At 72.0% G+C, this 21,106-nt stretch carries 21 protein-coding genes, 1 tRNA gene and 1 riboswitch; of the genes, 10 read left to right on the top strand and 12 right to left on the bottom strand.

Annotation, left to right across the window (positions count from 1 at the left end; translation table 11 throughout):
• Positions 1 to 73: 73 nt before the first annotated feature.
• Complete coding sequence (locus tag AC069R_RS01505; protein WP_478763559.1) at positions 74 to 508, top strand: hypothetical protein; 435 nt, start codon at positions 74 to 76, stop codon at positions 506 to 508.
• Positions 509 to 515: 7 nt separating this feature from the next.
• Here AC069R_RS01505 and AC069R_RS01500 read toward each other — a convergent pair whose 3' ends face one another.
• Complete coding sequence (locus AC069R_RS01500) at positions 516 to 989, bottom strand: type II toxin-antitoxin system PemK/MazF family toxin (RefSeq protein ID WP_478763557.1); 474 nt, start codon at positions 987 to 989, stop codon at positions 516 to 518.
• 246 nt (positions 990 to 1,235) lie between these two features.
• On the opposite strand from AC069R_RS01500, the gene AC069R_RS01495 reads away from it, so the two are divergent.
• Positions 1,236 to 1,988, top strand: a complete 753-nt coding sequence (locus AC069R_RS01495) for an MBL fold metallo-hydrolase (protein ID WP_478763555.1) — start codon at positions 1,236 to 1,238, stop codon at positions 1,986 to 1,988.
• A gap of 67 nt (positions 1,989 to 2,055) precedes the next feature.
• On the opposite strand, the gene AC069R_RS01490 is transcribed toward AC069R_RS01495, so the two are convergent.
• Together AC069R_RS01490 and AC069R_RS01485 are read right to left on the bottom strand one after the other, a co-directional pair.
• Positions 2,056 to 3,321 (bottom strand): PTS transporter subunit EIIC, encoded by a 1,266-nt coding sequence (locus tag AC069R_RS01490; RefSeq protein ID WP_397985746.1) that lies wholly within the window; start codon positions 3,319 to 3,321, stop codon positions 2,056 to 2,058.
• Positions 3,322 to 3,500: 179 nt separating this feature from the next.
• Positions 3,501 to 4,781, bottom strand: a complete 1,281-nt coding sequence (locus AC069R_RS01485; protein WP_478763553.1) for a PTS transporter subunit EIIC — start codon at positions 4,779 to 4,781, stop codon at positions 3,501 to 3,503.
• 196 nt (positions 4,782 to 4,977) lie between these two features.
• Here AC069R_RS01485 and AC069R_RS01480 point away from each other — a divergent pair, with 196 nt between their 5' ends.
• From AC069R_RS01480 to AC069R_RS01470, 3 genes are all read left to right on the top strand, one after another.
• Positions 4,978 to 5,211 (top strand): PTS sugar transporter subunit IIB, encoded by a 234-nt coding sequence (locus tag AC069R_RS01480; RefSeq protein ID WP_361248011.1) that lies wholly within the window; start codon positions 4,978 to 4,980, stop codon positions 5,209 to 5,211.
• Positions 5,212 to 5,298: 87 nt separating this feature from the next.
• Positions 5,299 to 6,036, top strand: a complete 738-nt coding sequence (gene rph / locus AC069R_RS01475) for a ribonuclease PH (RefSeq protein WP_478763550.1) — start codon at positions 5,299 to 5,301, stop codon at positions 6,034 to 6,036.
• A 76-nt stretch (positions 6,037 to 6,112) separates the two neighbouring features.
• Complete coding sequence (locus AC069R_RS01470; protein ID WP_478763548.1) at positions 6,113 to 6,499, top strand: hypothetical protein; 387 nt, start codon at positions 6,113 to 6,115, stop codon at positions 6,497 to 6,499.
• A 21-nt stretch (positions 6,500 to 6,520) separates the two neighbouring features.
• Here AC069R_RS01470 and AC069R_RS01465 read toward each other — a convergent pair whose 3' ends face one another.
• The 4 genes from AC069R_RS01465 to AC069R_RS01450 are packed head-to-tail and all read right to left on the bottom strand — an operon-like array spanning position 6,521 to position 9,773.
• Positions 6,521 to 7,171 (bottom strand): DUF1707 SHOCT-like domain-containing protein, encoded by a 651-nt coding sequence (locus AC069R_RS01465; protein WP_478763546.1) that lies wholly within the window; start codon positions 7,169 to 7,171, stop codon positions 6,521 to 6,523.
• A gap of 9 nt (positions 7,172 to 7,180) precedes the next feature.
• Complete coding sequence (locus AC069R_RS01460; protein WP_478763545.1) at positions 7,181 to 8,152, bottom strand: ABC transporter ATP-binding protein; 972 nt, start codon at positions 8,150 to 8,152, stop codon at positions 7,181 to 7,183.
• Between the two features lie 6 nt (positions 8,153 to 8,158).
• The gene (locus AC069R_RS01455; protein WP_478763693.1) at positions 8,159 to 8,923 is read right to left on the bottom strand and encodes an ABC transporter permease; all 765 of its coding nucleotides are present in this window, start codon (positions 8,921 to 8,923) and stop codon (positions 8,159 to 8,161) included.
• Positions 8,924 to 8,972: 49 nt separating this feature from the next.
• Complete coding sequence (locus AC069R_RS01450; protein ID WP_478763543.1) at positions 8,973 to 9,773, bottom strand: ABC transporter permease; 801 nt, start codon at positions 9,771 to 9,773, stop codon at positions 8,973 to 8,975.
• Between the two features lie 960 nt (positions 9,774 to 10,733).
• On the opposite strand from AC069R_RS01450, the gene AC069R_RS01445 reads away from it, so the two are divergent.
• The gene (locus AC069R_RS01445; protein ID WP_478763692.1) at positions 10,734 to 13,469 is read left to right on the top strand and encodes a transglycosylase domain-containing protein; all 2,736 of its coding nucleotides are present in this window, start codon (positions 10,734 to 10,736) and stop codon (positions 13,467 to 13,469) included.
• Positions 13,470 to 13,481: 12 nt separating this feature from the next.
• Here AC069R_RS01445 and AC069R_RS01440 read toward each other — a convergent pair whose 3' ends face one another.
• The 3 genes from AC069R_RS01440 to AC069R_RS01430 form a co-directional block, all read right to left on the bottom strand.
• Entirely contained in the window at positions 13,482 to 13,799 is a 318-nt protein-coding gene (locus AC069R_RS01440) for a DMT family transporter (protein ID WP_471058156.1), read from the bottom strand.
• A 35-nt stretch (positions 13,800 to 13,834) separates the two neighbouring features.
• Positions 13,835 to 13,899, bottom strand: a riboswitch (guanidine-III (ykkC-III) riboswitch).
• A 70-nt stretch (positions 13,900 to 13,969) separates the two neighbouring features.
• Positions 13,970 to 14,329 (bottom strand): GroES family chaperonin, encoded by a 360-nt coding sequence (locus tag AC069R_RS01435; RefSeq protein ID WP_037651486.1) that lies wholly within the window; start codon positions 14,327 to 14,329, stop codon positions 13,970 to 13,972.
• A 69-nt stretch (positions 14,330 to 14,398) separates the two neighbouring features.
• Positions 14,399 to 14,725 (bottom strand): DUF3618 domain-containing protein, encoded by a 327-nt coding sequence (locus AC069R_RS01430; protein WP_478763540.1) that lies wholly within the window; start codon positions 14,723 to 14,725, stop codon positions 14,399 to 14,401.
• A 102-nt stretch (positions 14,726 to 14,827) separates the two neighbouring features.
• Between AC069R_RS01430 and bcp the strand changes: the two genes are divergently transcribed.
• Positions 14,828 to 15,295, top strand: coding sequence for a thioredoxin-dependent thiol peroxidase (gene bcp / locus AC069R_RS01425; RefSeq protein ID WP_478763538.1), 468 nt, complete (start codon positions 14,828 to 14,830; stop codon positions 15,293 to 15,295).
• Between the two features lie 39 nt (positions 15,296 to 15,334).
• Positions 15,335 to 15,421, top strand: a tRNA-Leu gene (locus AC069R_RS01420).
• Positions 15,422 to 15,441: 20 nt separating this feature from the next.
• On the opposite strand, the gene rdgB is transcribed toward AC069R_RS01420, so the two are convergent.
• On the bottom strand, positions 15,442 to 16,044 hold the full coding sequence (gene rdgB, locus AC069R_RS01415) for an RdgB/HAM1 family non-canonical purine NTP pyrophosphatase (protein WP_478763536.1): 603 nt from the start codon (positions 16,042 to 16,044) through the stop codon (positions 15,442 to 15,444).
• Positions 16,045 to 16,495: 451 nt separating this feature from the next.
• The gene (locus tag AC069R_RS01410; RefSeq protein WP_478763534.1) at positions 16,496 to 17,974 is read right to left on the bottom strand and encodes an SGNH/GDSL hydrolase family protein; all 1,479 of its coding nucleotides are present in this window, start codon (positions 17,972 to 17,974) and stop codon (positions 16,496 to 16,498) included.
• A gap of 140 nt (positions 17,975 to 18,114) precedes the next feature.
• On the opposite strand from AC069R_RS01410, the gene AC069R_RS01405 reads away from it, so the two are divergent.
• Together AC069R_RS01405 and AC069R_RS01400 are read left to right on the top strand one after the other, a co-directional pair.
• On the top strand, positions 18,115 to 19,428 hold the full coding sequence (locus AC069R_RS01405; RefSeq protein ID WP_478763532.1) for a DUF445 domain-containing protein: 1,314 nt from the start codon (positions 18,115 to 18,117) through the stop codon (positions 19,426 to 19,428).
• 96 nt (positions 19,429 to 19,524) lie between these two features.
• Positions 19,525 to 21,072 carry an MFS transporter gene (locus AC069R_RS01400; protein WP_478763530.1) on the top strand — a complete coding sequence of 516 codons (1,548 nt, stop codon included), beginning with the start codon at positions 19,525 to 19,527 and terminating at the stop codon, positions 21,070 to 21,072.
• Positions 21,073 to 21,106: the final 34 nt, after the last annotated feature.

Genomic DNA, 21,106 nt, shown 5'->3' with positions numbered 1-21,106 from the left:
CGTCCGGGGCCGCGGTACGTCCCATCCGTACCAGGCGGGCCGACCGGCGGCCCCGCGGAAAGGCGGTCCCCCCATGCGCCGTACGACACTTCTCGCCCTCGCGGCCACCCCGCTGCTCCTCGCCGGCTGCGGCACCCACACCGGCTCCACCGGCAGCGCGAAGGTCTCCCCGGTCCCCGGCGGCCCGGTGTGCCGCGACCAGGTGCGGCTGACGGCCGCCGACAGCGGCCGTACCCTCTGCGTCGCCAAGGGCGGAGAGATACGGCTCAGCCTCGGCGGCACCAAGGAACGCCCCTGGAAGCCGGTCACCGTCACCGGCGGCGCCCTCAAGCCGGTCAACTCCGGCCTCGTCATACGGCCCGGCAACGCCGAGGCCGCCTACCGGGCGAGCGCGCCCGGCACCGGAAAGCTCACGTCCTCCCGCCCCATGTGCGCCACCGCCCCCGGCCAGATGTCCTGCAAGGGCATCCAGGAATGGACGGTCACCGTGACGGTGAAAAGCAACTGACGCGCCGCTAACGGGCGAGGTGGCGCACCTGGTCCCACAGGACCGGGTCGACCACTCCCACCCGGCGGCGGAAGTCGCCCACCGGCACCTCGCGCAGCTCGTCGGTCTGGAGGAAGCTCGGGCGGCCCCGCGCGTCGCCCACCGCGCCGGGCGGCAGCGGGATCACCCCGGCGCGCTCGTCGTGGTACTTGGTGGTGATCTTCGCGACCGTGGCCCGGTCCCCGCGCACCGCCAGCACCAGACAGGGCCGGTCCTTGACCTCCGCGCGGTCCTCGTACGGCACGTTCGCCCACCAGATGTCACCGGGTGACGGGAGCCCGCCGGGCCCCGGCGCCGCGTGCCGCTCCCTGGTGCCGGGCCGGCCCGGTGGCCGCAGCCGCCGCCCGCCGGGCCGGCGCCCGCGGCCCCAGCCGTCGATGACCGAGGCCACCAGCGCGAGCAGCACCACCGCGGCGAGCGCCAGCCACCAGGACGTGTCCATACGACGACGTTACCGGCGCGCGGCCGAAGACGCGCGCCCTTGTACGGATCCCGTGCGCCCCTGGGGCCAGCCGAACCGGTGACAGCACAGGTGAGTTCGCCCACAACGGCCCCTGGCGAAGGAGCGGCCCGCCGCCGGGCGCCGTACGCTCGACGGACCGCACGACCCCCGTCAGCCCTTTCCGAGGTGCCCTGTCCCTGTGGGGCCCTCGGCCCACCTGTCTTCGCCTACGGAGGTTTCTGCTTCATGAAGCTCACCGTCGTCGGCTGCTCGGGGTCGTTCCCGTCCGCGGAATCGGCCTGTTCGAGCTACCTCGTCGAGGCCGACGGCTTCCGGCTGCTTCTCGACATGGGCAACGGCGCCCTGGGCGAGTTGCAGCGCCACTGCGGTCTCTACGACCTCGACGCGATCTTCCTCAGCCATCTGCACGCCGATCACTGCATCGACATGCTCGGGTACTTCGTGGCGCGCTACTACCGCCACGACGGCGGCCGCTGCCCCGCGCTGCCGGTCTACGGCCCCGAGCGCACCGAGCACCGTCTGACCACGGCGCACGGCGACACGCCCGCCGCCTCCTCGATGGGCGAGGTCTTCGACTTCCGCACCGTCAAGCCGGCCACGTTCGAGATCGGCCCCTTCACGGTGCACACCGACCGGGTCCGCCACCCCGTGGAAGCGTTCGGCATCCGCATCGAGCACGGGGGCAGGTCCCTCACGTACTCCGGGGACACCGGGGTCACCCCCGTACTGGACGAGCTGGCCCGCGACGCCGACCTGTTCCTGTGCGAGGCGGCGTTCACGTACGGCAAGGAGAACATCCCCGATCTCCATCTCAACGGCCGCGAGGCCGGCGAGACCGCCACCCGCGCCGCCGCCCGCCGCCTGGTCCTGACCCACATCGCCCCCTGGACCGACCCGGAGGTCAACCTCCGCGACGCCCGCGCGGCCTTCGCCGGCCCGGTGGAACTGGCGGCACCGGGCGCGGTGTACGAGGTCTGAGGGACGGTACGACAGGACGAGGGCCCCGGAACCTCCAGGGTTCCGGGGCCCTCGTCTCGCGCGGGTACTACTTGGCCTCGGCCTTCTGGAGTTCGGCGAGTTCCTCGTCGGACTCGCGGCCCGGAGTGGGCAGGTTGAACTTGGTGATGGCGAAGCGGAAGACGACGTAGTACACGGCGCCGAAGCACACGCCGACCAGGGCCAGGCCCCACGGGTTGCTGGCTATGCCCAGGTTCAGCAGGAAGTCGATCGCGCCGGCGGAGAAGCCGAAGCCGTCCTTCATGCCCAGCGCCCAGGTCAGCGCCAGCGAGACACCGGTGAGCACCGCGTGGATCGCGTACAGGGCCGGTGCGATGAACATGAACGTGAACTCGATGGGCTCCGTGACACCGGTGACGAAGGACGTCAGCGCGAGCGAGAGCATCATGCCGCCGACGACCTTGCGGCGCTCGGGGCGGGCGCAGTGCACGATGGCGAGGCAGGCGGCCGGCAGGCCGAACATCATGATCGGGAAGAAACCGGTCATGAACTGGCCCGCGGTCGGGTCACCGGCCAGGAAGCGGGCGATGTCGCCGCTCTTGCCGTGGTACTCGCCGGCCTGGAGCCAGGGGAAGGAGTTCAGCAGGTGGTGCATGCCGATCGGGAGCAGCGCGCGGTTGGCGACACCGAAGATGCCCGCGCCGACCGCGCCCGAGCCGACCAGCCACTCGCCGAAGTTGTGCAGCCCCGTGCCGAGGATCGGCCAGATGTAGCCGAAGACGATGCCGAGCACCAGACCGGCGAAGGCCGAGAGGATCGGGACGAGCCGGCGGCCGCCGAAGAAGCCCGCCCAGTCGGGCAGCTTGGTGCGGTAGAAGCGCTGGTAGATCAGGGCGACGACGAGGCCCATCACCACGCCGCCGAGGACCTTGGCGTCCGCCGGGGCGTTGACCATGACCACCTTGCCGTCGACGGCGGTGGCCACCTTCGGCAGGCTCTTGTCGGTGAACGTGCCCAGGACGTTCTTGAAGACCAGGTAGCCGACGACCGCGGCGAGCGCCGTCGAGCCGTCCGACTTCTTCGCGAAGCCGATCGCGATGCCGACCGCGAACAGCAGCGGCATGTTGTCGAGGATGGCGTTGCCGCCCGCCGCCATGAAGGACGCGATCTTCGTCAGGAACGCCGGGAAGTCCGGGCGGCCCAGCATGTCGGTGTTGCCGAGGCGGACCAGGAGGGCGGCGGCCGGCAGTACCGCCACCGGCAGCATCAGGCTGCGGCCGATGCGCTGCAGCACGGCCATCACGCCGGCGCCCTTCTTCTTCTCGGCCGCCGGAGCGGTGGTCGCCGTGGTCACGTGTTCCTCCAGTAGGCAAGGCGCCGCCCGGGAACCATGGAAGGGGACGGCAGCGTCTCTGGTCTACACCACTTACTGGTGTAGACCTGTTGTAGCACGATGAAGGCACCGTAAGGAACCGCGAATTCCGCGACGGGAGCGCTACGCGCGGTGGCCGCAGGCCAGGGGGTCCGGCGGTGTCAGAGTTCCGCCGCGTCCTCGGTCTCCGCCTCCGGCTCACGGCCCGGCGTCCTGAGGTCGAATCTGGTGATGGCGAAGCGGAAGACCGCGTAGTAGACCACCGCGAAGCACAGGCCGATCGGGATGATCAGCCAGGGCCTGGTCGCCAGGTGCCAGTTGATGACGTAGTCGATCAGCCCCGCCGAGAAACTGAAGCCGTCGTGCACCCCCAGCGCCCACGTCACCGCCATGGACACCCCGGTGAGCACCGCGTGGACCGCGTACAGGACCGGCGCGATGAACATGAACGAGTACTCGATCGGCTCGGTGATCCCCGTGACGAACGACGTCAGCGCCACCGACAGCATCAGCCCGCCGACCTCCTTGCGGCGGTGCGGCTTCGCGCAGTGCGTGATCGCCAGCGCCGCGGCCGGCAGCGCGAACATCATGATCGGGAAGAAGCCCGAGGTGAACTGCCCCGCGTGCGGATCACCCGCCAGGAACATGCTGATGTCGCCGTGCACCACCGTGCCGTCCGGCTGCCGGTAACTGCCGAACTGGAACCAGATGGGCACGTTCAGGAACTGGTGCAGGCCCACCACCAGCAGCGCCCGGTTGGTGACCCCGAACAGCCCGGCCCCCCACGCCCCGGCCGCGTGCAGCCAGCGGCTGAAGCTCTCCAGCCCCGCGCCGATCGGCGGCCACACCCACAGGCACAGCGCCGCGAACAGGATGGCCGCGAACGCCATGAGGATCGGCACCAGGCGGCGCCCGTTGAAGAAGCCGAGCCAGTCCACCAGCCGCGTCCGGTGGAACCGCGCCCACAGGAACGCGGCCAGCAGACCCAGCACGATCCCGCCGAAGACCCCCGGATTCTGGAAGGTGAACGCCGCCACCGTCCCGTCCCCGGCCCGGCAGCCGATCCCCGGCAGCGTTCTCGAACCGGCCGGGCAGTCCGCCGGGAACTGGTGCAGCACCCCGTAGTAGACGAGGAAGCCCGCGACCGCCGCGAGCGCCGTGGAGCCGTCCGCCTTCTTCGCCATGCCGATCGCCACGCCCACGCAGAACAGCAGCGGCAGCCCCAGCGAACCGTCCAGCAGCGCCCCGCCCGCCCCCCGCATCACCTTCGCGACCGTCGTCCAGCCCAGCCCGCCCGCGCCCACCACGCCCGGCTGCCCGAGCCCGATCAGCAGACCCGCGGCCGGCAGCACCGCGATCGGCAGCTGAAGGCTGCGCCCCATCTTCTGCATGCCCTGGAACAGCCGGCCCCAGCGCTGCCGCGCCACGCTCCCCTCGCTCATGGGCGTCCTCCGGCCACTCGACGGCCACTCGACTCGGCGCGGTTTGGCGACCGTCCCTCCGCTGGTGTAGACCAGTTGCCCGGACGGTTCCGCTGTCGTGATCGCCATCCTTCGGCACGGACGGCATGACCGCTCGCGAAGATGGGCCAACTGTGGGTTACTGCGACAAAGCGGTTCGGATCAGGGGAGAAGCAACATGGCCAGCAAGGCTGAGAAGATCGTCGCCGGCCTCGGCGGGATCGACAACATCGAGGAGATCGAGGGCTGCATCACCCGGCTGCGCACCGAGGTGTCCGACCCCTCGCTGGTGGACGACGCCGCCCTGAAGGCCGCCGGCGCCCACGGCGTCGTCAAGATGGGCACCGCCGTGCAGGTCGTCATCGGCACCGACGCCGACCCGATCGCCGCGGAGATCGAAGACATGATGTGAGACCCGGATCCGGCCGGGATTCACCGGTAAGGGGCTCCTCCCGACGCGGGAGGAGCCCCTTCCGCATCTACGGCTAGGCTCCATGCCATGTCTCGCATCGACGGCCGTACCCCCGATCAGCTCCGCCCGGTCACCATCGAACGCGGATGGAGCAAGCACGCCGAGGGCTCCGTCCTCGTCTCCTTCGGCGACACCAGGGTCTTCTGCACCGCCTCCGTCACCGAGGGCGTCCCACGCTGGCGCAAGGGCAGCGGTGAGGGCTGGGTCACCGCGGAGTACTCCATGCTGCCCCGCGCCACCAACACCCGCGGCGACCGCGAGTCGGTCAAGGGCCGCATCGGCGGGCGCACCCACGAGATCTCCCGGCTCATCGGCCGCTCGCTGCGCGCCGTCATCGACTACAAGGCGCTCGGCGAGAACACCATCGTCCTCGACTGCGACGTCCTCCAGGCCGACGGCGGCACCCGCACCGCGGCCATCACCGGCGCGTACGTCGCCCTCGCCGACGCCGTCACCTGGGCGCGCGGCAAGAAGCTGATCAAGGCCGGCCGGCAGCCGCTGACCGGCACGGTGAGCGCGGTCTCCGTCGGCATCGTCGGCGGCGTCCCCCTCCTCGACCTGTGCTACGAGGAGGACGTGCGCGCCGAGACCGACATGAACGTCGTCTGCACCGGCGACGGCCGCTTCGTCGAGGTCCAGGGCACCGCGGAGGCGGAGCCGTTCGCCCGCGACGAGCTGAACGCGCTGCTCGACCTCGCGGTCGGCGGCTGCGACGCGCTGGCCGCGCACCAGCGGGCGGCCCTGGCGGACACGCTCGCGCCGTAACGGGCAACCTGGTGGCCCCTCCCCGCGTCCTACCTCTACGCAGCGCAGCGACATCCCTGGGGAGGGGAACACCATCATGGCCGCCAGCCGAGGCCGTCTCGCCGTCATCGCGGCGACCGCCGTGCTCACCGCCGGTCTCGTCGGTGGCTGCGACGCCGCACACAAGGCGATGGACTGCGTGCACACCGCCGACACCATCGCCGACAGCGTGACGCGCCTCCAGCAGACGGTGGAGAACGCCGCGCACGATCCGGAGCAGGCCGAATCCGCGCTCGACGCCATCGAGAGGAACGTGCGGAAGATCGGGGACCGGACGGACGACGCCGACGTCGACAAGGCGGTCGACGATCTCGACAAAGCCGTGGGGAATGTGCGTACGGCCATCCGCAACGGGGACCGGACGCCGGATGTGGGGCCGGTGACGGACGCGGCGGGGGAGCTGACGAAGGGGTGCGCGAAGTAGTCGGGTGCGGGTCCGCCCTGGCTAGTCGCGCAGTTCCCCGCGCCCCTTCGGGGCGCGTTTGCCCGCCTTGTGCTCCACCCCCACCCCGCCCCAGAACGCGAACCCCCCGATGATCACCCTCGGGGCGCCCGGTTCCTCGGTGAAACCCTCGTCCCGCGGGTGTTCGAACGCGCCCATGATGCCGAGGCCCCGGACGACGACCTCGACGCCCGGCGGCACGGTCACCTGGACGCCGCCCATGATCGCCACGACGTTGATCTCCACCTCGCGGTCGGCGAAGTCCGCGTCGCGCAGGTCGATGTCGGCGCCGCCCATGAAGGCGAGGCAGTTGAAGCGCTTGGGCACGGTCCAGCGGCCCTTGCGCTCGAAGCCGGACAGGATGGCGACGCCGCCCGAGGAGGTGCCCGCGCCGCCGACGATGCGGGAGGCCCAACTGCCGTCCGCCACCGGCTGCTTGGTGAAGGAGACCGGCGCGGGGGCGGAGCCGGTCGGCAGATCGCGGGTGATCGGGACCAGCTCGCCGTACGTACGCGCCGCGTACGCCGCCTCCAGCCGCTCCTCGAACTCGCCCATGTCGAGGCGCCCTTCGGCGAGGGCGTCGCGCAGCACCTCGGCGACCCGTTCCCGGTCGGCGTCGGAGGCGCGGAGGTCCGGACGTGCGTCGTCGGTCATGGCAGCAGCCTACGAGACCGCCTTCTCCGCGTACATCTTGGCGATGACGGCCTCGATGTCCGGCTCCCGCACCGACAGGTCCACCAGCGGATAGCGCGCCGCGAGATCGGCGACCAGCGGCGCCGCCGACCGCCCCGCCGGGAACGCCAGCCACTGCCGGGGCCCCTCCACCCGCACCACCCGCGCCGACGGCACATCCACCGGCGGCAGCTCCCGCTCCAGGTCCACCACCAGGGTCCGCTCGCTCTCCCCGGCCTCGTGCAGCCCGGCGAGCGGACCGTCGTACATCAGCCGGCCGTGGTCGATCACCATCACCCGTGAGCACAGCTGCTCGATGTCCTGGAGGTCGTGCGTGGTCAGCAGCACGGTCGTACCGCTCGCGGCGTTCAACTCCCGCAGGAAGCCCCGCACCTTGGCCTTGGAGACGACGTCCAGGCCGATCGTCGGCTCGTCCAGGTACAGCACCTCCGGGTCGTGCAGCAGCGCCGCCGCGATGTCCCCGCGCATCCGCTGCCCCAGCGAGAGCTGGCGCACTGGGGTGTCCAACAGGGTGCGCAGCTCCAGGAGTTCGACCAGCCGGTCCAGGTTCTCCCGGTAACGGGCGTCCGGAATGCGGTACATGCGGTGCGCGAGCCGGTAGGAGTCGAGCAGCGGCAGGTCCCACCACAGCGTGGTGCGCTGCCCGAACACCACCCCGATCCGGTGCGCGAGACGGCGGCGCTCGCGCGCGGGGTCGATGCCCGCGACCCGCAGCCGGCCCCCGCTCGGCGTCAGGATGCCGGTCAGCATCTTGATCGTGGTCGACTTGCCCGCGCCGTTCGGCCCGATGTAGCCCACCATCTCCCCGCGCGCCACGGTGAACGACAGCGAGTCCACCGCCCGCACCTCGTGCCGCTCCCGCTGGAGGAAACCGGTCTTGCGGCGCACCGAGAAGACCTTCTCCACCTCCTCCAGCGCGATGAAGTCGTCCCTGACGTCCATGAGGTCCTAGCTCCCTGTGCTCCGGTACGAACGAAGTCCCGCCCGCCAGGCCAGCCCGGCCAGCGCGCAGCAGGCCGCCGCCACCAGCGGGGTCGTCCAGGCCAGCCAGCCCGGCAGGTCCAGCGGATAGGGCCGCCCGAGGATGTAGCTCGCGGGCAGCCAGTTGACGAAGGCCAGCGGCAGCACGAACGTCACCCCGCGCACCAGGTCCTTCCCGAACACCGTCGGCGGGTACTGGAGCAGCGTCGTACCGCCGTACGTGAACGCGTTCTGCACCTCGGCCGCGTCCTGCGCCACGAACTGGAAGGCCGCCCCGGCCACGAACACCGCGCAGAAGATCCCGCAGCCGGCGAGCACCGCCAGCGGCATCAGCAGCACCCGGCCCGCGCTCCAGTCGACGTCCAGCCGGGTCAGCGCCCAGCCCAGCACCAGCGAGCCCTGGGCCAGCCGGCCCAGGCGGCGCAGCGCGAACCGGTCCGCCGCCACCTGCGCCAGTATCGGCGCCGGCCGCACCAGCAGCGCGTCCAGCGTGCCGTCCCGCAGCCGCCGCCCCAGCCGGTCCAGCGAGCCGGTCACCAGGTCCGCAAGCCCGAAGGAGACCGCCGACAGGCCGTACAGGAACGCCACCTCGGGCAGCGACCAGCCGCCGAGGGCACGCACCCGCGAGAACATCAGCATGATCGCGACGAAATCGAAGAAGGTCGCCGCGAAACTCCCGAACGTGGTCATCGCGAACGACGCCCGGTACGCCATCGTGGACCGGATCCACATCCCGGCGATCAGCCCGTATGCCCGCGCGCCCTCCGCGAGCCGCCCGCGCTCAGCCACCCTGCACCACCACCCGCCGCGTCGCCACCGACTGGAGCAGCCGCCCGGCACCGAGCAGCACCACGGCCCACGCCCCCTGGAACAGATAGGTGCGCGCCGGGTCCCCGTGCCCGAGCAGGATGTCCGCCGGCGCCTGGAGGAGCGAGGACCAGGGCAGGGCGCGTACGACGGTGCCGAGCGCCCCCGGAAACACGTTCAGCGGCAGCAGCATCCCCGAGCAGAAGTAGCCGAGCAGCCACGTCATCTGGCCCACCCCGGTGCCGTCCAGCAGCCAGAACGCGCTCAGCGCCACCAGATAGCGCAGGCCGAAGCCGACCAGCATCGCCAGCAGCACGGCCAGCAGGAACGCGGCCCAGGTGCCCGGAGCGGACGGCAGGTACGCCGGGAAGACCAGCGCGCCGAAGACGAACGGCACCACGCCCCGCCCCAGCAGCTGGAAGAACGCCCGGCCGAGGTCGGCGGCCAGCCACCACAGCTGGAGGTCGGCCGGCCGGTACAGGTCGATCGCCACGTCCCCCGTGCGGATGCGTTCCATCAGTTCGTCTTCGACGCCCCCGCCGCTGATCGCGAGCGTCGACAGGAAGGCCTGCCCCAGCCACACATAGGTGACGGCCTGCGCCTGGTCGTATCCCCCCAGATGCGGTTTCAGGTCCCATAGGGCCTTGTAGGTGTAGACGAGAATGAGCCCGAAGACCGTATTGGTGAAGACCCCTGCCGCAGTAGCGGCCCTATACGTCGCGTACCGTCTGAATCCCCCTAACGCCACGGCCGCGTACAACCGTCCCGCGCCCACGTCAGTCGACCTCCTCGGACCGCTCGACACCGAAGCGCAGGAGCCTAGTCCGGAGGCCCGGCGGCCTGCCACGCATTTTGTGGCCGAAGCGTGCCGGAATCCGGGAACGGAACGCCAGGTGCGAGAGTCTTCAAACTGGGGGGCCGCAGAAGGCGTACGGGAACGTACGACGCGAAACAGGAGTCCGTGCACGACATGAGCGACGAGCCACAGCCGCAGCAGCCGAAGGAAGGCGTGGCACCGGATAAGCCGCTGCCGGCTGCGAGGCCCGGGAGCCCGACGCCGGGATCCCCCACCACCCCCGCGCAGGGGGCCGGACGGGTGAAGGACACCGAGGAGCAGGGGAGGCCGGAGAAGCCCGAGGAGTCCGAGGAGTCCGGGAAGGCCGAGGGGGCCGCGGGGACCGGGAGGTCCGGCGGGCGGGCCGAGGGTGCCCGCGAGACCGAGGGCTCCGGCAAGACCGGGGCCGCCGGGAAGGCGCAGGGCGCCGACGAGACCCGAGGGGCGGGCAGGAGCCAGGACGCAGCCGCGGGTGGGGAGGCGCCCGCCGGTGACCGGGACGCCGCCCGCGACGCGGACGCGGCGGCCGCCGACACGGCGCGCCGTTCCGTGCCCGCGCCGCAGGACCGTACGGCCTCCATCGCCCGTGCCCGGCAGGCGGCGCGGGACGCCCGCACCGACAAGGGCGGGGCCCCGGCCGCCGAGGGCACCGACGAGCGCGGCGACTCCGGCAAGCCGTCCGGCGCCGGCAAGCCGCAGGTGCCCGGCGCCCGTACGCCCGAGCAGCCGGCCGAGAGCACCCAGGTGCTGCGCCGCGTCACGCCGCCGCGGGAGTCCCAGGGCTCCGGGAAGCCCGGTGAGCCTGGCACGTCCGGTCAGTCCGGCACGTCCGGTCGGTCCGGCACGTCCGGTCGGTCCGGCAAGTCCGGCCAGAACCCGCCGGCGCCCGAGACCACCCAGGTGCTCCGCCGTGTCAGCGCCCCGCGCAAGGGCGAGACGGGCGGTCCCGCCACGGCGGGTACGGCCGCGACCGGCCCCACCTCCCACACGACCGGCTCCCGGCCGGGCGCCGCCCGCGCGGCAGGCGCGGCCGCCGCCGGTGCCGCCGGTGCCGCGGCCGCCGCCGGCACCGCGAAGGCGGCGGGCACGGCCGGAGCCGCGGGCGCCGCGGGCTTCGCCGGTGCCGCGAACGCCCCGAACGCCCCGAACGCCGCGAACTCCGCGACCACCGCCGACGGCGCCGCCGCCGGCCCCCGTACCGCGACCGGCTCCGGCCCGACGCCCCCCTCCGCCGCGGACACCACCACCGCCACCGGCGCCGACGACGGCAAGGGCAAGGGCAAGAAGAAGGCCAAGAAGCCCAAGCGCACCGGATGGCGGCGCCTCCTGCCGACCTGGAAGATGGTGCTCGGCGGCTTCGTCTTCGTCGTGCTCGCGGTCATCGGGCTGTTCTTCGTGGGCTACTCCCTCGTCGACATCCCGCCCGCCAACGCCCTCGCCACCAAGCAGGCGAACGTCTACCTCTACGCCGACGGCTCCCAGATCGCCCGCGACACCCGCGACAGCCAGGTCAACCGGGAGAAGGTCACCCTCGCCGAGGTCTCCAAGGACGCCCAGCACGCCGTACTGGCCGCCGAGGACCGCGACTTCTACACCGAGTCCGCCATCGACCCCAAGGCGATGCTCCGCGCCGCCTGGAACACCGCGACCGGCAAGGGCAAGCAGTCCGGCTCCACGATCACCCAGCAGTACGTGAAGAACTACTACCTGGGCCAGGAGCAGACGGTCACCCGCAAGGCCAAGGAATTCTTCATCTCGATCAAGCTCGACCGGAACAAGTCCAAGGACGAGATCCTGGAGGGCTACCTCAACACCAGCTACTTCGGCCGCAACGCCTACGGCATCCAGGCCGCCGCCCAGGCCTACTACGGCCGCGACGCCAAGGACCTCGACCCGGCCCGCGCCGCCTACCTCGCCGCGCTCGTCAACGCGCCCAGCGAGTACGACGTCGTCGCGCACCCGGAGAACAAGTCCGCGGCCGTGGCCCGCTGGAACTACGTCCTGGACGGCATGGTCAAGCAGGGCTGGCTCAGCCAGTCCAAGCGCGCCGGGATGAAGTTCCCGATGCCGAAGGAGCAGACGCTGTCCACCGGCATGTCCGGCCAGCGCGGCTACCTCGTGGACGCCGTCAAGCACTACCTGATCGCCAACCACATCCTGGACTCCGACCAGTTGGAGGCCGGCGGCTACCGCATCACGACCACCATCCAGAAGGACAAGCAGGACGCCTTCGTCAAGGCGGTGAACGACCAGCTGGTCTCCAAGCTGGACAAGAAGAACAACAAGGTCGACAGCTACGTCCGGGCCGGCGGCGCCTCCGTCGACCCGAAGACCGGCCAGGTCGTCGCGATGTACGGCGGCATCGATTACGTGAAGCAGTACACCAACGGCGCGACCCGCGGTGACTTCCAGGTCGGCTCCACCTTCAAGCCGTTCGTCTTCACCTCCGCGGTGGAGAACGGCTCCACCACCCAGGACGGCCGCCGCATCACCCCGAACACCCAGTACGACGGCACCAACGAGCGCCCCGTACAGGGCTGGAACGGCGGCGCGTACGCCCCGCAGAACGAGGACCAGAAGTCGTACGGCCAGATCACCGTCACCAAGGCCACCGACCTGTCGGTGAACGCGGTGTACGCGCAGATGGCGGTCGACGTCGGCCCGTCCAAGGTCAAGCAGACCGCGATCGACCTGGGCATCCCCGCGGACACCCCGGACCTCCAGCCGTACCCGTCCATCGCGCTCGGCCCCGCCACCGCCAGCGTCCTGGACATGGCGGAGGGGTACGCCACGCTCGCCAACCACGGCAAGCACGGCACGTACACCATGGTCAAGAAGATCACCCGCAACGGCACCGACGAGGTCAAGCTGCCCGACGCGCCCGTCAAGCAGGCCGTCAGCCGCAGCGCCGCCGACACCACCACCAGCATGCTCAAGAGCGTGGTCCAGGGCGGCACCGCCACCGCCGCGCAGGCCGCGGGCCGTCCGGCGGCCGGCAAGACCGGTACCGCGGAGAACGACACCGCCGCCTGGTTCGCCGGCTACACCCCCGACCTCGCCACGGTGGTCTCCGTGATGGGCCAGGACCCGGTGACGGCCAAGCACATGCCGCTGTACGGCGCGCTCGGCCAGGCCCGGATGAACGGTGGCGGCCCGCCCACCCAGATCTGGGCCCAGTACACCCACGACGCGCTGAAGAACACCCCGGCCTCGTCCTTCGACCTCCAGCTCCAGGAGGGCGCCGACCAGACGCAGCCGCCCGCCCCCGGCGACCCCAGCGCCTCCGCCACCACGGACGGCGGCGACACCGGCGCCTCCACCGAGCCGGGCGACAGCACCAGCGGCAGCCCCACCGACGGCGGCACCACCGGTACCGCGACCGACGGCGGCGCGACGACCGGCGGTGACACCACCGGTGACACCACGGGCGGCGGCACCACCGGCGGCGGCACGACCGGTCCCGACCCGGCCACCGTCGGCGGCGGCACGGGCGGCGATCCCACCACGGGCGGCGGCGGTACCGCGGCCGGCGGCGCACCCGGTGACGGCGGTACGGGCACGGGTGGCGGCGGCGCGGCCGCGGGCGGCGGCACCGGCACCATCGCCGGGGGCGGCGCAGGCGGCCCCGGCACGTGAGCCAAGCCCGCGCTAGCTGCTGGTCGCCTTCAATCCCACCACGGCGACCAGCAGCAGGCACACGAAGAAGATCCGGGCGGCGGTGACCGGCTCACCGAGCACCACCATGCCGAGCACCGCCGCCCCGGCCGCGCCGATACCGACCCACACCCCGTAGGCGGTACCGATGGGCAGGGAGCGGGCGGCGCAGGACAGCAGCAGCATGCTGGCGACGATCCCGGCACCGGTGAGCACACTGGGCAGCGGCCGGGTGAAACCCTCGCTGTACTTCATCCCGATCGACCAGCCCACTTCCAGCAGACCGGCCACGACAAGCAGAACCCAGGCCACGACGGCACCTCCGAGACGTACGGCGTTTCTCTTCCGGTGCGTCGTCTTTGCCTGCATCCCGGTACGGCGCGTCTCGTCGGGCTCGCCTCCGAAGCTAGCAAAACCACGCGGAGGAGGGTTGGTGACGATGGTCACCAGCCCTCCTCCGCGATTTCCGGCCCGCTACGGCCTCACAGGTAGAGCCCGGTCGAGTCCTCCGACCCCTCGAAGCGGTCCGCGGCCACGGCGTGCAGGTCGCGCTCGCGCATCAGGACGTACGCCACGCCCCGCACCTCGACCTCGGCCCGGTCCTCCGGGTCGAACAGGACGCGGTCGCCGGGTTCCACGGTCCGGACGTTCTGGCCGACCGCGACGACCTCGGCCCAGGCCAGCCGGCGGCCGACCGCCGCGGTGGCGGGAATGAGAATGCCGCCGCCCGACCGCCGCTCGCCCTCACCGGTCTCCTGCTTGACCAGCACCCGGTCGTGCAGCATCCGGATGGGCAGCTTGTCGTGCTGCGGGGTGCTCTGCTCGTGTCTCTTGGCGCTCACGCCTCGAACCTACCTGCCTTCGACGCGCCCGTGACCCGCTGGGTGGCCGTCCTGCCCGGTGCGTCCGTTTCAGCGCCCGCGCTTGCGGGACAGGGCGATGAGGCCCACCACCCCGGCCACCACGAGCGCGACCGGCACGACCCGCTCCGCGCGCAGCCGGCCGTCCTCGTCCGTGAACTGCGCCCTGACCTCGCTCACCACCCGGTTGACCTGCACATACGCACGTCCCACGGTGTGATCGATGTTCGCTACGGCCTTGGCCTTCGCGTCCCCGACGATCGTCTTCGGATGCACCCGCACCCCGATCTCGTCGAGCGTCTCGGCCAGCACTTCGCGGCGGCGCCTGATGTCCGCCTCGATCTGCGCCGGGGTTCTGGTGTCCGCCGTGTCCGCCACCGTACGGCCTCCGAAGTCTGCCGAAATCTGCTGTCCTGTTCCGGACAGTCTGTCAGCTCCAGCCCGAGCCGCACCGCAAGGGGCCCCGGTTACGCTGGTCCGATGAGCGAGCGACTCCAGCCGGGGGACGTGGCCCCCGCCTTCACCCTCCCGGACGCCGACGGTAACGAGGTCTCCCTCGCGGACCACAAGGGCCGCAAGGTCATCGTGTACTTCTACCCCGCGGCGCTTACTCCAGGCTGCACCAAGCAGGCCTGCGACTTCACCGACAACCTCGACCTGCTGGCCGGCGCCGGCTACGACGTCATCGGCATCTCCCCGGACACCCCGGAGAAGCTGGCCGCGTTCCGCGAGAAGGAGTCCCTCAAGGTCACCCTCGTCGCCGACCCCGACAAGAAGGTCGCCGAGTCCTACGCCGCCTTCGGCGAGAAGAAGAACTACGGCAAGACCTACCTGGGCATCATCCGCTCCACGATCGTCGTCGACGAGGACGGCAAGGTCTCCCACGCCTTCTACAACGTCCGCGCCACCGGCCATGTAGCGAAGATCATCAAGGATCTGGGCATCTGAACCCGCTGCCCGGCCGCTAGCATGGCCGGGCAGCACCAGGCGGCCGTGGTGGAATTGGCAGTCACGCTGGGTTTAGGTCCCAGTGGGGTAACTCCCGTGAGGGTTCGAGTCCCTCCGGCCGCACCAGAGTTGAGCCGTGGGTGAGATCAGCCGAGCAGCTCCCGCACCGCCGGTACCAGCGCGCGGAACGCCTTGCCGCGGTGGCTGATGGCGTTCTTCTCGGCGGCGGTCAGCTCGGCGCAGGTGCGGGTGTCGCCCTCGGGCTGGAGGATCGGGTCGTAGCCGAAGCCGTTGGTGCCGGCGGGCTCGTGTCGCAGGGTGCCGCGCAGCCGGCCCTCCACCACGCGCTCGGTGCCGTCCGGCAGGGCCAGGGCGGCGGCGCAGGCGAAGTGGGCCGCGCGGTGTTCCGCGGCGATGTCGGAGAGCTGGGCGAGGAGCAGATCGAGGTTGGCCTTGTCGTCGCCGTGCCGGCCGGCCCAGCGGGCGGAGAAGATGCCGGGCGCGCCGTTGAGGACGTCCACGCACAGGCCGGAGTCGTCGGCGACCGCGGGCAGTCCGGTGGCCCGCGCCAGGGCATGCGCCTTGAGCAGGGCGTTCTCGGCGAAGGTGACGCCGGTCTCCTTGACGTCGGGGATCTCGGGGAAGGCATCGGCCCCGACCAGCTCATGGGGCAGCCCGGCGTCGGCCAGGATGGCCCTCAGCTCGGTGATCTTTCCGGCGTTGCGGGTGGCGAGGATCAGGCGGGTCATGCCGCCCAGTATTCCTCCCGGCCACCGCTGACCGCCGCCGGCCTCCCCCTCGCCGCCGCGGGCCGCCCGTCACGGATGCCGTCAGCCGCCGGGCACCGGCACCTGCCGCGCCTGTCTGCTTCCGCCGCCGACGCCCGTCGCGCCCGGCTGCGGTCCGGCGTCCGTCGCGCCCGGCTAGGGTCCGGCGTCCGCCGCGCCCGCCTACGGTGGCCCGGCGCCCGTCGCGCTCGCCTGCGGTCCGGCGTCCGCCTACGGTGGCCCGGCGTCCGTCGCGCCCGGCTAGGGTCCGGCGTCCGTCGCGCTCGCCTGCGGTGGCCCGGCGTCCGTCGCGTCCGCCTACGGTGGCCCGGCGTCCGTCGCGCTCGCCTGCGGTCCGAGGTCCGTCGCGCGCTCGCCTGCGGTCCGGCGGCGGCCGTGTCCGGCCCCCCGGCCCGGCCCCCCGGCCCGGCCCTCACAGTTCCGTCTGTCCGCCGCCCTTCAGGGTGTGCAGGTCGAAGACCCTGGCCATCGTGGCGAAGCCGAGGTCGCTGGGGTGCAGATGGTCGCCGGAGTCGTAGTCGGGGCGCAGGCGGCGCGGGTCGTACGGGTCGCGCAGGGCCTTGTCGAAGTCGGCCACCGCGTCGTACACCCGGCCCGCGCGGATCTGCGCGTTGATCTGCTGCCGTACGGCCTCCCGCGCGGGCGTCCAGCCCCGGTGGCCCCGGAACGGCATCAGGGTCGCCCCGACGACCTTCAGCCCGCGCGCGTGCGCCTCGCGGACCAGGGTGCGCAGACCGGTGAGGATGCGGTCGGGGCCGTCGAGGTGCGGGTCGCGCAGGATGTCGTTGATGCCGAGGTCGATGACGACCACCCTGACACCGGTCCGGGAGAGCGCGTCGCGCCCGAAGCGGCCGAGCCCGCTCTGGTTCTCCGCGGGGCGACCGAGCCCGTCGGCGAGGACCTGGTTGCCGCTGATGCCCTCGTTGACGACGCTGTAGCGCGGCAGCCGCTCCCCGCCGGCGAGCGCCGAGCGCAGCCGGTCGCCGAGGACGTCGGGCCAGCGGCGGTTGGCGTCGACGGTGGAGGTGATGCCGTCGGTGATGGAGTCGCCGAAGACGACGACCGTGCCGTCGGCCTCGTCGCCGAGCACGTCCAGCGCGGTCAGATACCGCCAGTACGGCGTCCGTTGGGTGTAGGGCTCGCCGGTGGAGTCCTCGGTGCGGTCCCCGGCGGCGACGTACGAGGTCTGCTGCGCGTGCGGGTGGTAGGTGACCGGCCCGGAGGGGGTGGGGGAGTACGTGGTGACGAGGACGTCCGTGTCATGGGGTACGACCAGGCGCACCGCGTCGCTGACGACCTGTTCGCCCGCGGGTATGACGACGCCGCTGGCGCCGCCGAAGGTGAGCCGCCGCATGGTGTCCGCGTCGGCCGCCGCGGTGGCGTCCCCGGCGGACAGCGCGATCGTGGCGTGGGTGATGTCCAGCGGTGTCTGGCCGTAGAGGTTGGACAGCGTGATCCGGGCACTCGTACCCCCGGCGTCCGCGTGGACGACGTTGCGCACGGAGCGGCCCGCGAGGCCGGCCGTCTCGGTGCCCGGCTCGCCGCCGACGGGGGCGCTCGCCCAGGAACCGACCCAGGTGCCGGCGGAGACGGGCGCGGCGGAGCCGTGGTGCGGGCGGTCGTCGGCGAGGGTGCCGCCGGCGGTGTGGTCGCCGGTCGCCGTGGTGACGTAGATCCCGGCGCTGACGGCCACCACCAGCGCGACGAGCCCGCAGAGCAGGGCGAGGTACTTCGTGCGGTGCGGGCGCGGTGCGCTGGGGTCCTGTGTGGGATGCGGTGTGCTGGGATGCGGTGCGCGGGGCTCCTCGGGGGTCCCGTCCTGCCGGCTGGTCACGCTGGTGCCGTTCTCCTCGGGCGAGGGAGCTCCGGGCTCCGGTCTTGATGAGTCCATGATGCTTCATGGGCCGGGCCGGACATCCGGCCCCTCGGGTGCAAGCCCCCGCCCGAACAGACGCCGGGAACTCCTGTTCCGTTCCGGGAGTCGGTCAGGAGAGGACAATTGTGCGCGGGATCACCGAACGGGTGGAGCTGATGGAACCTACCGAGACCGAGACCGCCGGGCCGGCCGCGTCGTACCGGACGATGACGGCCTTCACCCCGGCCGACGAGGAGCGCCGGCGCGGAGTGCGGCGCATGAAGCTCACCGCGACGGGCCTGCTGCTGTTCGTGGCCGTGGTCTACGTCCTGTCCAAGCTGGCCGGGAACGCGGGCGCCGGGGCCTGGGCGGACTACGTCTCCGCGGCGGCGGAGGCCGGCATGGTGGGCGCGCTGGCGGACTGGTTCGCGGTCACCGCGCTCTTCCGCCACCCCCTCGGGCTGCCGATCCCGCACACCGCGATCATCCCGACCAAGAAGGACCAGCTGGGCGTCTCGCTGGGCGAGTTCGTGGGCGAGAACTTCCTCTCCCAGGACGTCGTACGGCAGCGGCTGCGCGCCGTCGGCATCGGCGCCCGGCTGGGCGCGTGGCTGGCCGAGCCGGAGCACGCGGACCGGGTGACGGCGGAGCTGGCGACCGCGCTGCGCGGCGCGCTCACGGTGCTGCGGGACTCGGATGTGCAGGCGGTGGTGGGGGAGGCGATCACCCGGCGGGCCGGGGCGCGGGAGATCGCGCCGGGGCTCGGCAAGATGCTGGAGAAGGTCGTCGCGGACGGCGGTCACAAGCGGGCCGTGGACCTGGTGGTCTCGCGGGCCCACGACTGGCTGGTGCTGCACGGCGACAACGTGATGGGCGCCGTGCAGGGCGGGGCGCCCGGCTGGACCCCGCGGTTCGTGGACCGCAAGGTCGGCGAGCGGGTCTACAAGGAGCTGCTGCGCTTCTGCGCGGAGATGCGGGACATGCCGTCCCATCCGGCGCGCGGCGCGCTGGACCGTTTCCTCACCGACTTCGCCTCCGATCTCCAGTCGGACACGGAGACCCGTGCGCGGGTGGAGCGGCTCAAGGGCGAGGTGCTGGGCCGCGGCGAGGTGCAGGACCTGATCGCGTCCGCGTGGACGGCCGTACGGTCGATGGTCGTCGCGGCGGCGGAGGACGAGCGCAGCGAGCTGCGGACGCGGCTGCGGTCGGCGCTGCTGTCCCTGGGCGCGCGGATGGCGAGCGAGCCGAAGATGCAGGAGAAGGTGGACAGCTGGCTGGAGGGCGCGGCGGTGCACGTCGTGACGACCTACCGGGCGGAGATCACCTCTCTGATCACGGACACGGTGGCCGGCTGGGACGCCGAGCACACCACCCGGAAGATCGAGGCGCACATCGGGCGTGATCTGCAGTTCATCCGGATCAATGGCACGGTGGTGGGATCACTGGCGGGACTGCTGATCTTCACCGTGTCGCGGGCGGTGGGTGGCTGACGCGGCGTCGTCCGGCGCCTGGAACCGCGGCGCGGGGGTATCCGTCGTCCTGCCGTCCCTCCGCTGCGGGGGGCGTCCTCGACGAGGAGGGAGCCGATGACAGGAGCCGAGAAGGCGTCGCGGGGAGTCGGTGAGCCGGGCGGGACCGGCCGAACGGGTGAGGGTGGCGTTCCGGCGGGTGGCGGTGGCCGGGGTCTTGGGGATGCCGGTGGGCGGACCATCAGCACCGACATCCCGGCCCGCCTCGACCGTCTCCCCTGGTCCCGCTGGCACTGGACGATCGTGATCGGCCTGGGCACCGTATGGATCCTGGACGGCCTGGAGGTCACGGTCGTCGGCAACATCGCCAGCCGTCTGGCCGAACCGGGCAGCGGCCTGTCGATCACATCCGGCCAGATCACCGGCGTGGCCGCCGCGCTGTACGTCGCGGGCGCGTGCGTCGGCGCCCTGTTCTGGGGCCGGCTGACCGACCGTTACGGCCGCAGGAAGCTGTTCATGATCACCCTCGCGGTGTACCTGGTGGCGACGGCCCTGACCGCCGTCTCCTGGGAAGCCTGGTGGTTCTTCCTCTTCCGCTTCCTGACCGGCTTCGGCATCGGCGGCGAGTACGCGGCGATCAACTCCGCGATCGACGAGCTGATCCCGGCCCACTACCGCGGCCGCGTCGACCTGATCATCAACGGCAGCTTCTGGCTGGGCGCGGTGGGCGGCTCGCTGCTGTCCATCGTGGCGCTGAACACCGGCCTGCTGCCGGCGAACGTGGGCTGGCGGCTGACCTTCGCGCTGGGCGCCGTACTGGCGCTGGTGATCCTGCTGGTACGACGGCACGTCCCGGAGAGTCCGCGGTGGCTGCTGATCCACGGCCGGGACGAGGAGGCGGAGGAGATCGTCGCCGGCATCGAACGGCAGGTGGAGGCGGAGAAGGGCACCCGGCTGCCGGCGGTGGACGCGCGCCTGAGCATCCACCAGCGCAAGAGCGTCACCTTCGGGGAGATCGCCCGCACGGTCTTCGGGCAGTACCGCAAGCGCGCGGTGCTCGGCTTCTCCCTCTTCATCGGGCAGGCGTTCCTGTACAACGCGATCACCTTCGGCTTCGGCGCGATCCTGACGAAGTTCTTCGGGGTGCCGACGGATCGTACGGGCTACTACTTCGCGGTCATCGCCGTCGGAAACTTCGTCGGCCCGCTGCTGCTGGGCAAGCTGTTCGACACGGTCGGCCGCCGGGTGATGATCTCCTCGACGTACCTGCTGTCGGGCCTGCTGCTGTTCGGCACGGCGTGGCTGTTCGGCCGGGGCGTGCTCGACGCGACGACGCTGACGGCGTGCTGGTGCGCGGTCCTCTTCTTCGCCTCGGCGGGCGCGTCCAGCGCGTATCTGACGGTGTCGGAGATCTTCCCGATGGAGACGCGCGCGATGTCCATCGCCTTCTTCTACGCCCTGGGCACGGCGGCCGGCGGCGTCAGCGGCCCGCTGCTGTTCGCGGACCTCACCGGCACCGGCAGGGTCGGCGACACGGTCCTGGCCTTCTCCATCGGGGCGGCACTGATGTGCGCGGCGGGGCTGGTGGCGGCGGCGCTGGCGGTACGGGCGGAACGGCGCTCGCTGGAGGACGTGGCGAGGCCGCTGACGGCGGTGGAGGGGTGACGGCGGGGGAGCGGTGACGGTGGAGGGGCTGGGG

Source organism: Streptomyces sp. NPDC043952 (genome assembly GCF_056435325.1).
Note: the sequence above shows the minus strand (reverse complement) of the source record. Positions and strands in the feature narration are given on the sequence as shown.

What these genes read in the sequence shown, in the direction of transcription:
- AC069R_RS01410 (WP_478763534.1), bottom strand. Translation starts at nt 17,974, where the DNA reads ATGGACTCATCAAGACCGGAGCCCGGAGCTCCCTCGCCCGAGGAGAAC.
- AC069R_RS01465 (WP_478763546.1), bottom strand. Translation starts at nt 7,171, where the DNA reads ATGACCGACGACGCACGTCCGGACCTCCGCGCCTCCGACGCCGACCGG.
- AC069R_RS01460 (WP_478763545.1), bottom strand. Translation starts at nt 8,152, where the DNA reads ATGGACGTCAGGGACGACTTCATCGCGCTGGAGGAGGTGGAGAAGGTC.
- AC069R_RS01480 (WP_361248011.1), top strand. Translation starts at nt 4,978, where the DNA reads ATGGCCAGCAAGGCTGAGAAGATCGTCGCCGGCCTCGGCGGGATCGAC.
- bcp (WP_478763538.1), top strand. Translation starts at nt 14,828, where the DNA reads ATGAGCGAGCGACTCCAGCCGGGGGACGTGGCCCCCGCCTTCACCCTC.
- AC069R_RS01500 (WP_478763557.1), bottom strand. Translation starts at nt 989, where the DNA reads ATGGACACGTCCTGGTGGCTGGCGCTCGCCGCGGTGGTGCTGCTCGCG.
- AC069R_RS01505 (WP_478763559.1), top strand. Translation starts at nt 74, where the DNA reads ATGCGCCGTACGACACTTCTCGCCCTCGCGGCCACCCCGCTGCTCCTC.
- AC069R_RS01495 (WP_478763555.1), top strand. Translation starts at nt 1,236, where the DNA reads ATGAAGCTCACCGTCGTCGGCTGCTCGGGGTCGTTCCCGTCCGCGGAA.
- AC069R_RS01455 (WP_478763693.1), bottom strand. Translation starts at nt 8,923, where the DNA reads ATGTGGATCCGGTCCACGATGGCGTACCGGGCGTCGTTCGCGATGACC.
- AC069R_RS01485 (WP_478763553.1), bottom strand. Translation starts at nt 4,781, where the DNA reads ATGAGCGAGGGGAGCGTGGCGCGGCAGCGCTGGGGCCGGCTGTTCCAG.
- AC069R_RS01400 (WP_478763530.1), top strand. Translation starts at nt 19,525, where the DNA reads ATGACAGGAGCCGAGAAGGCGTCGCGGGGAGTCGGTGAGCCGGGCGGG.
- rph (WP_478763550.1), top strand. Translation starts at nt 5,299, where the DNA reads ATGTCTCGCATCGACGGCCGTACCCCCGATCAGCTCCGCCCGGTCACC.
- AC069R_RS01405 (WP_478763532.1), top strand. Translation starts at nt 18,115, where the DNA reads ATGGAACCTACCGAGACCGAGACCGCCGGGCCGGCCGCGTCGTACCGG.
- rdgB (WP_478763536.1), bottom strand. Translation starts at nt 16,044, where the DNA reads ATGACCCGCCTGATCCTCGCCACCCGCAACGCCGGAAAGATCACCGAG.
- AC069R_RS01470 (WP_478763548.1), top strand. Translation starts at nt 6,113, where the DNA reads ATGGCCGCCAGCCGAGGCCGTCTCGCCGTCATCGCGGCGACCGCCGTG.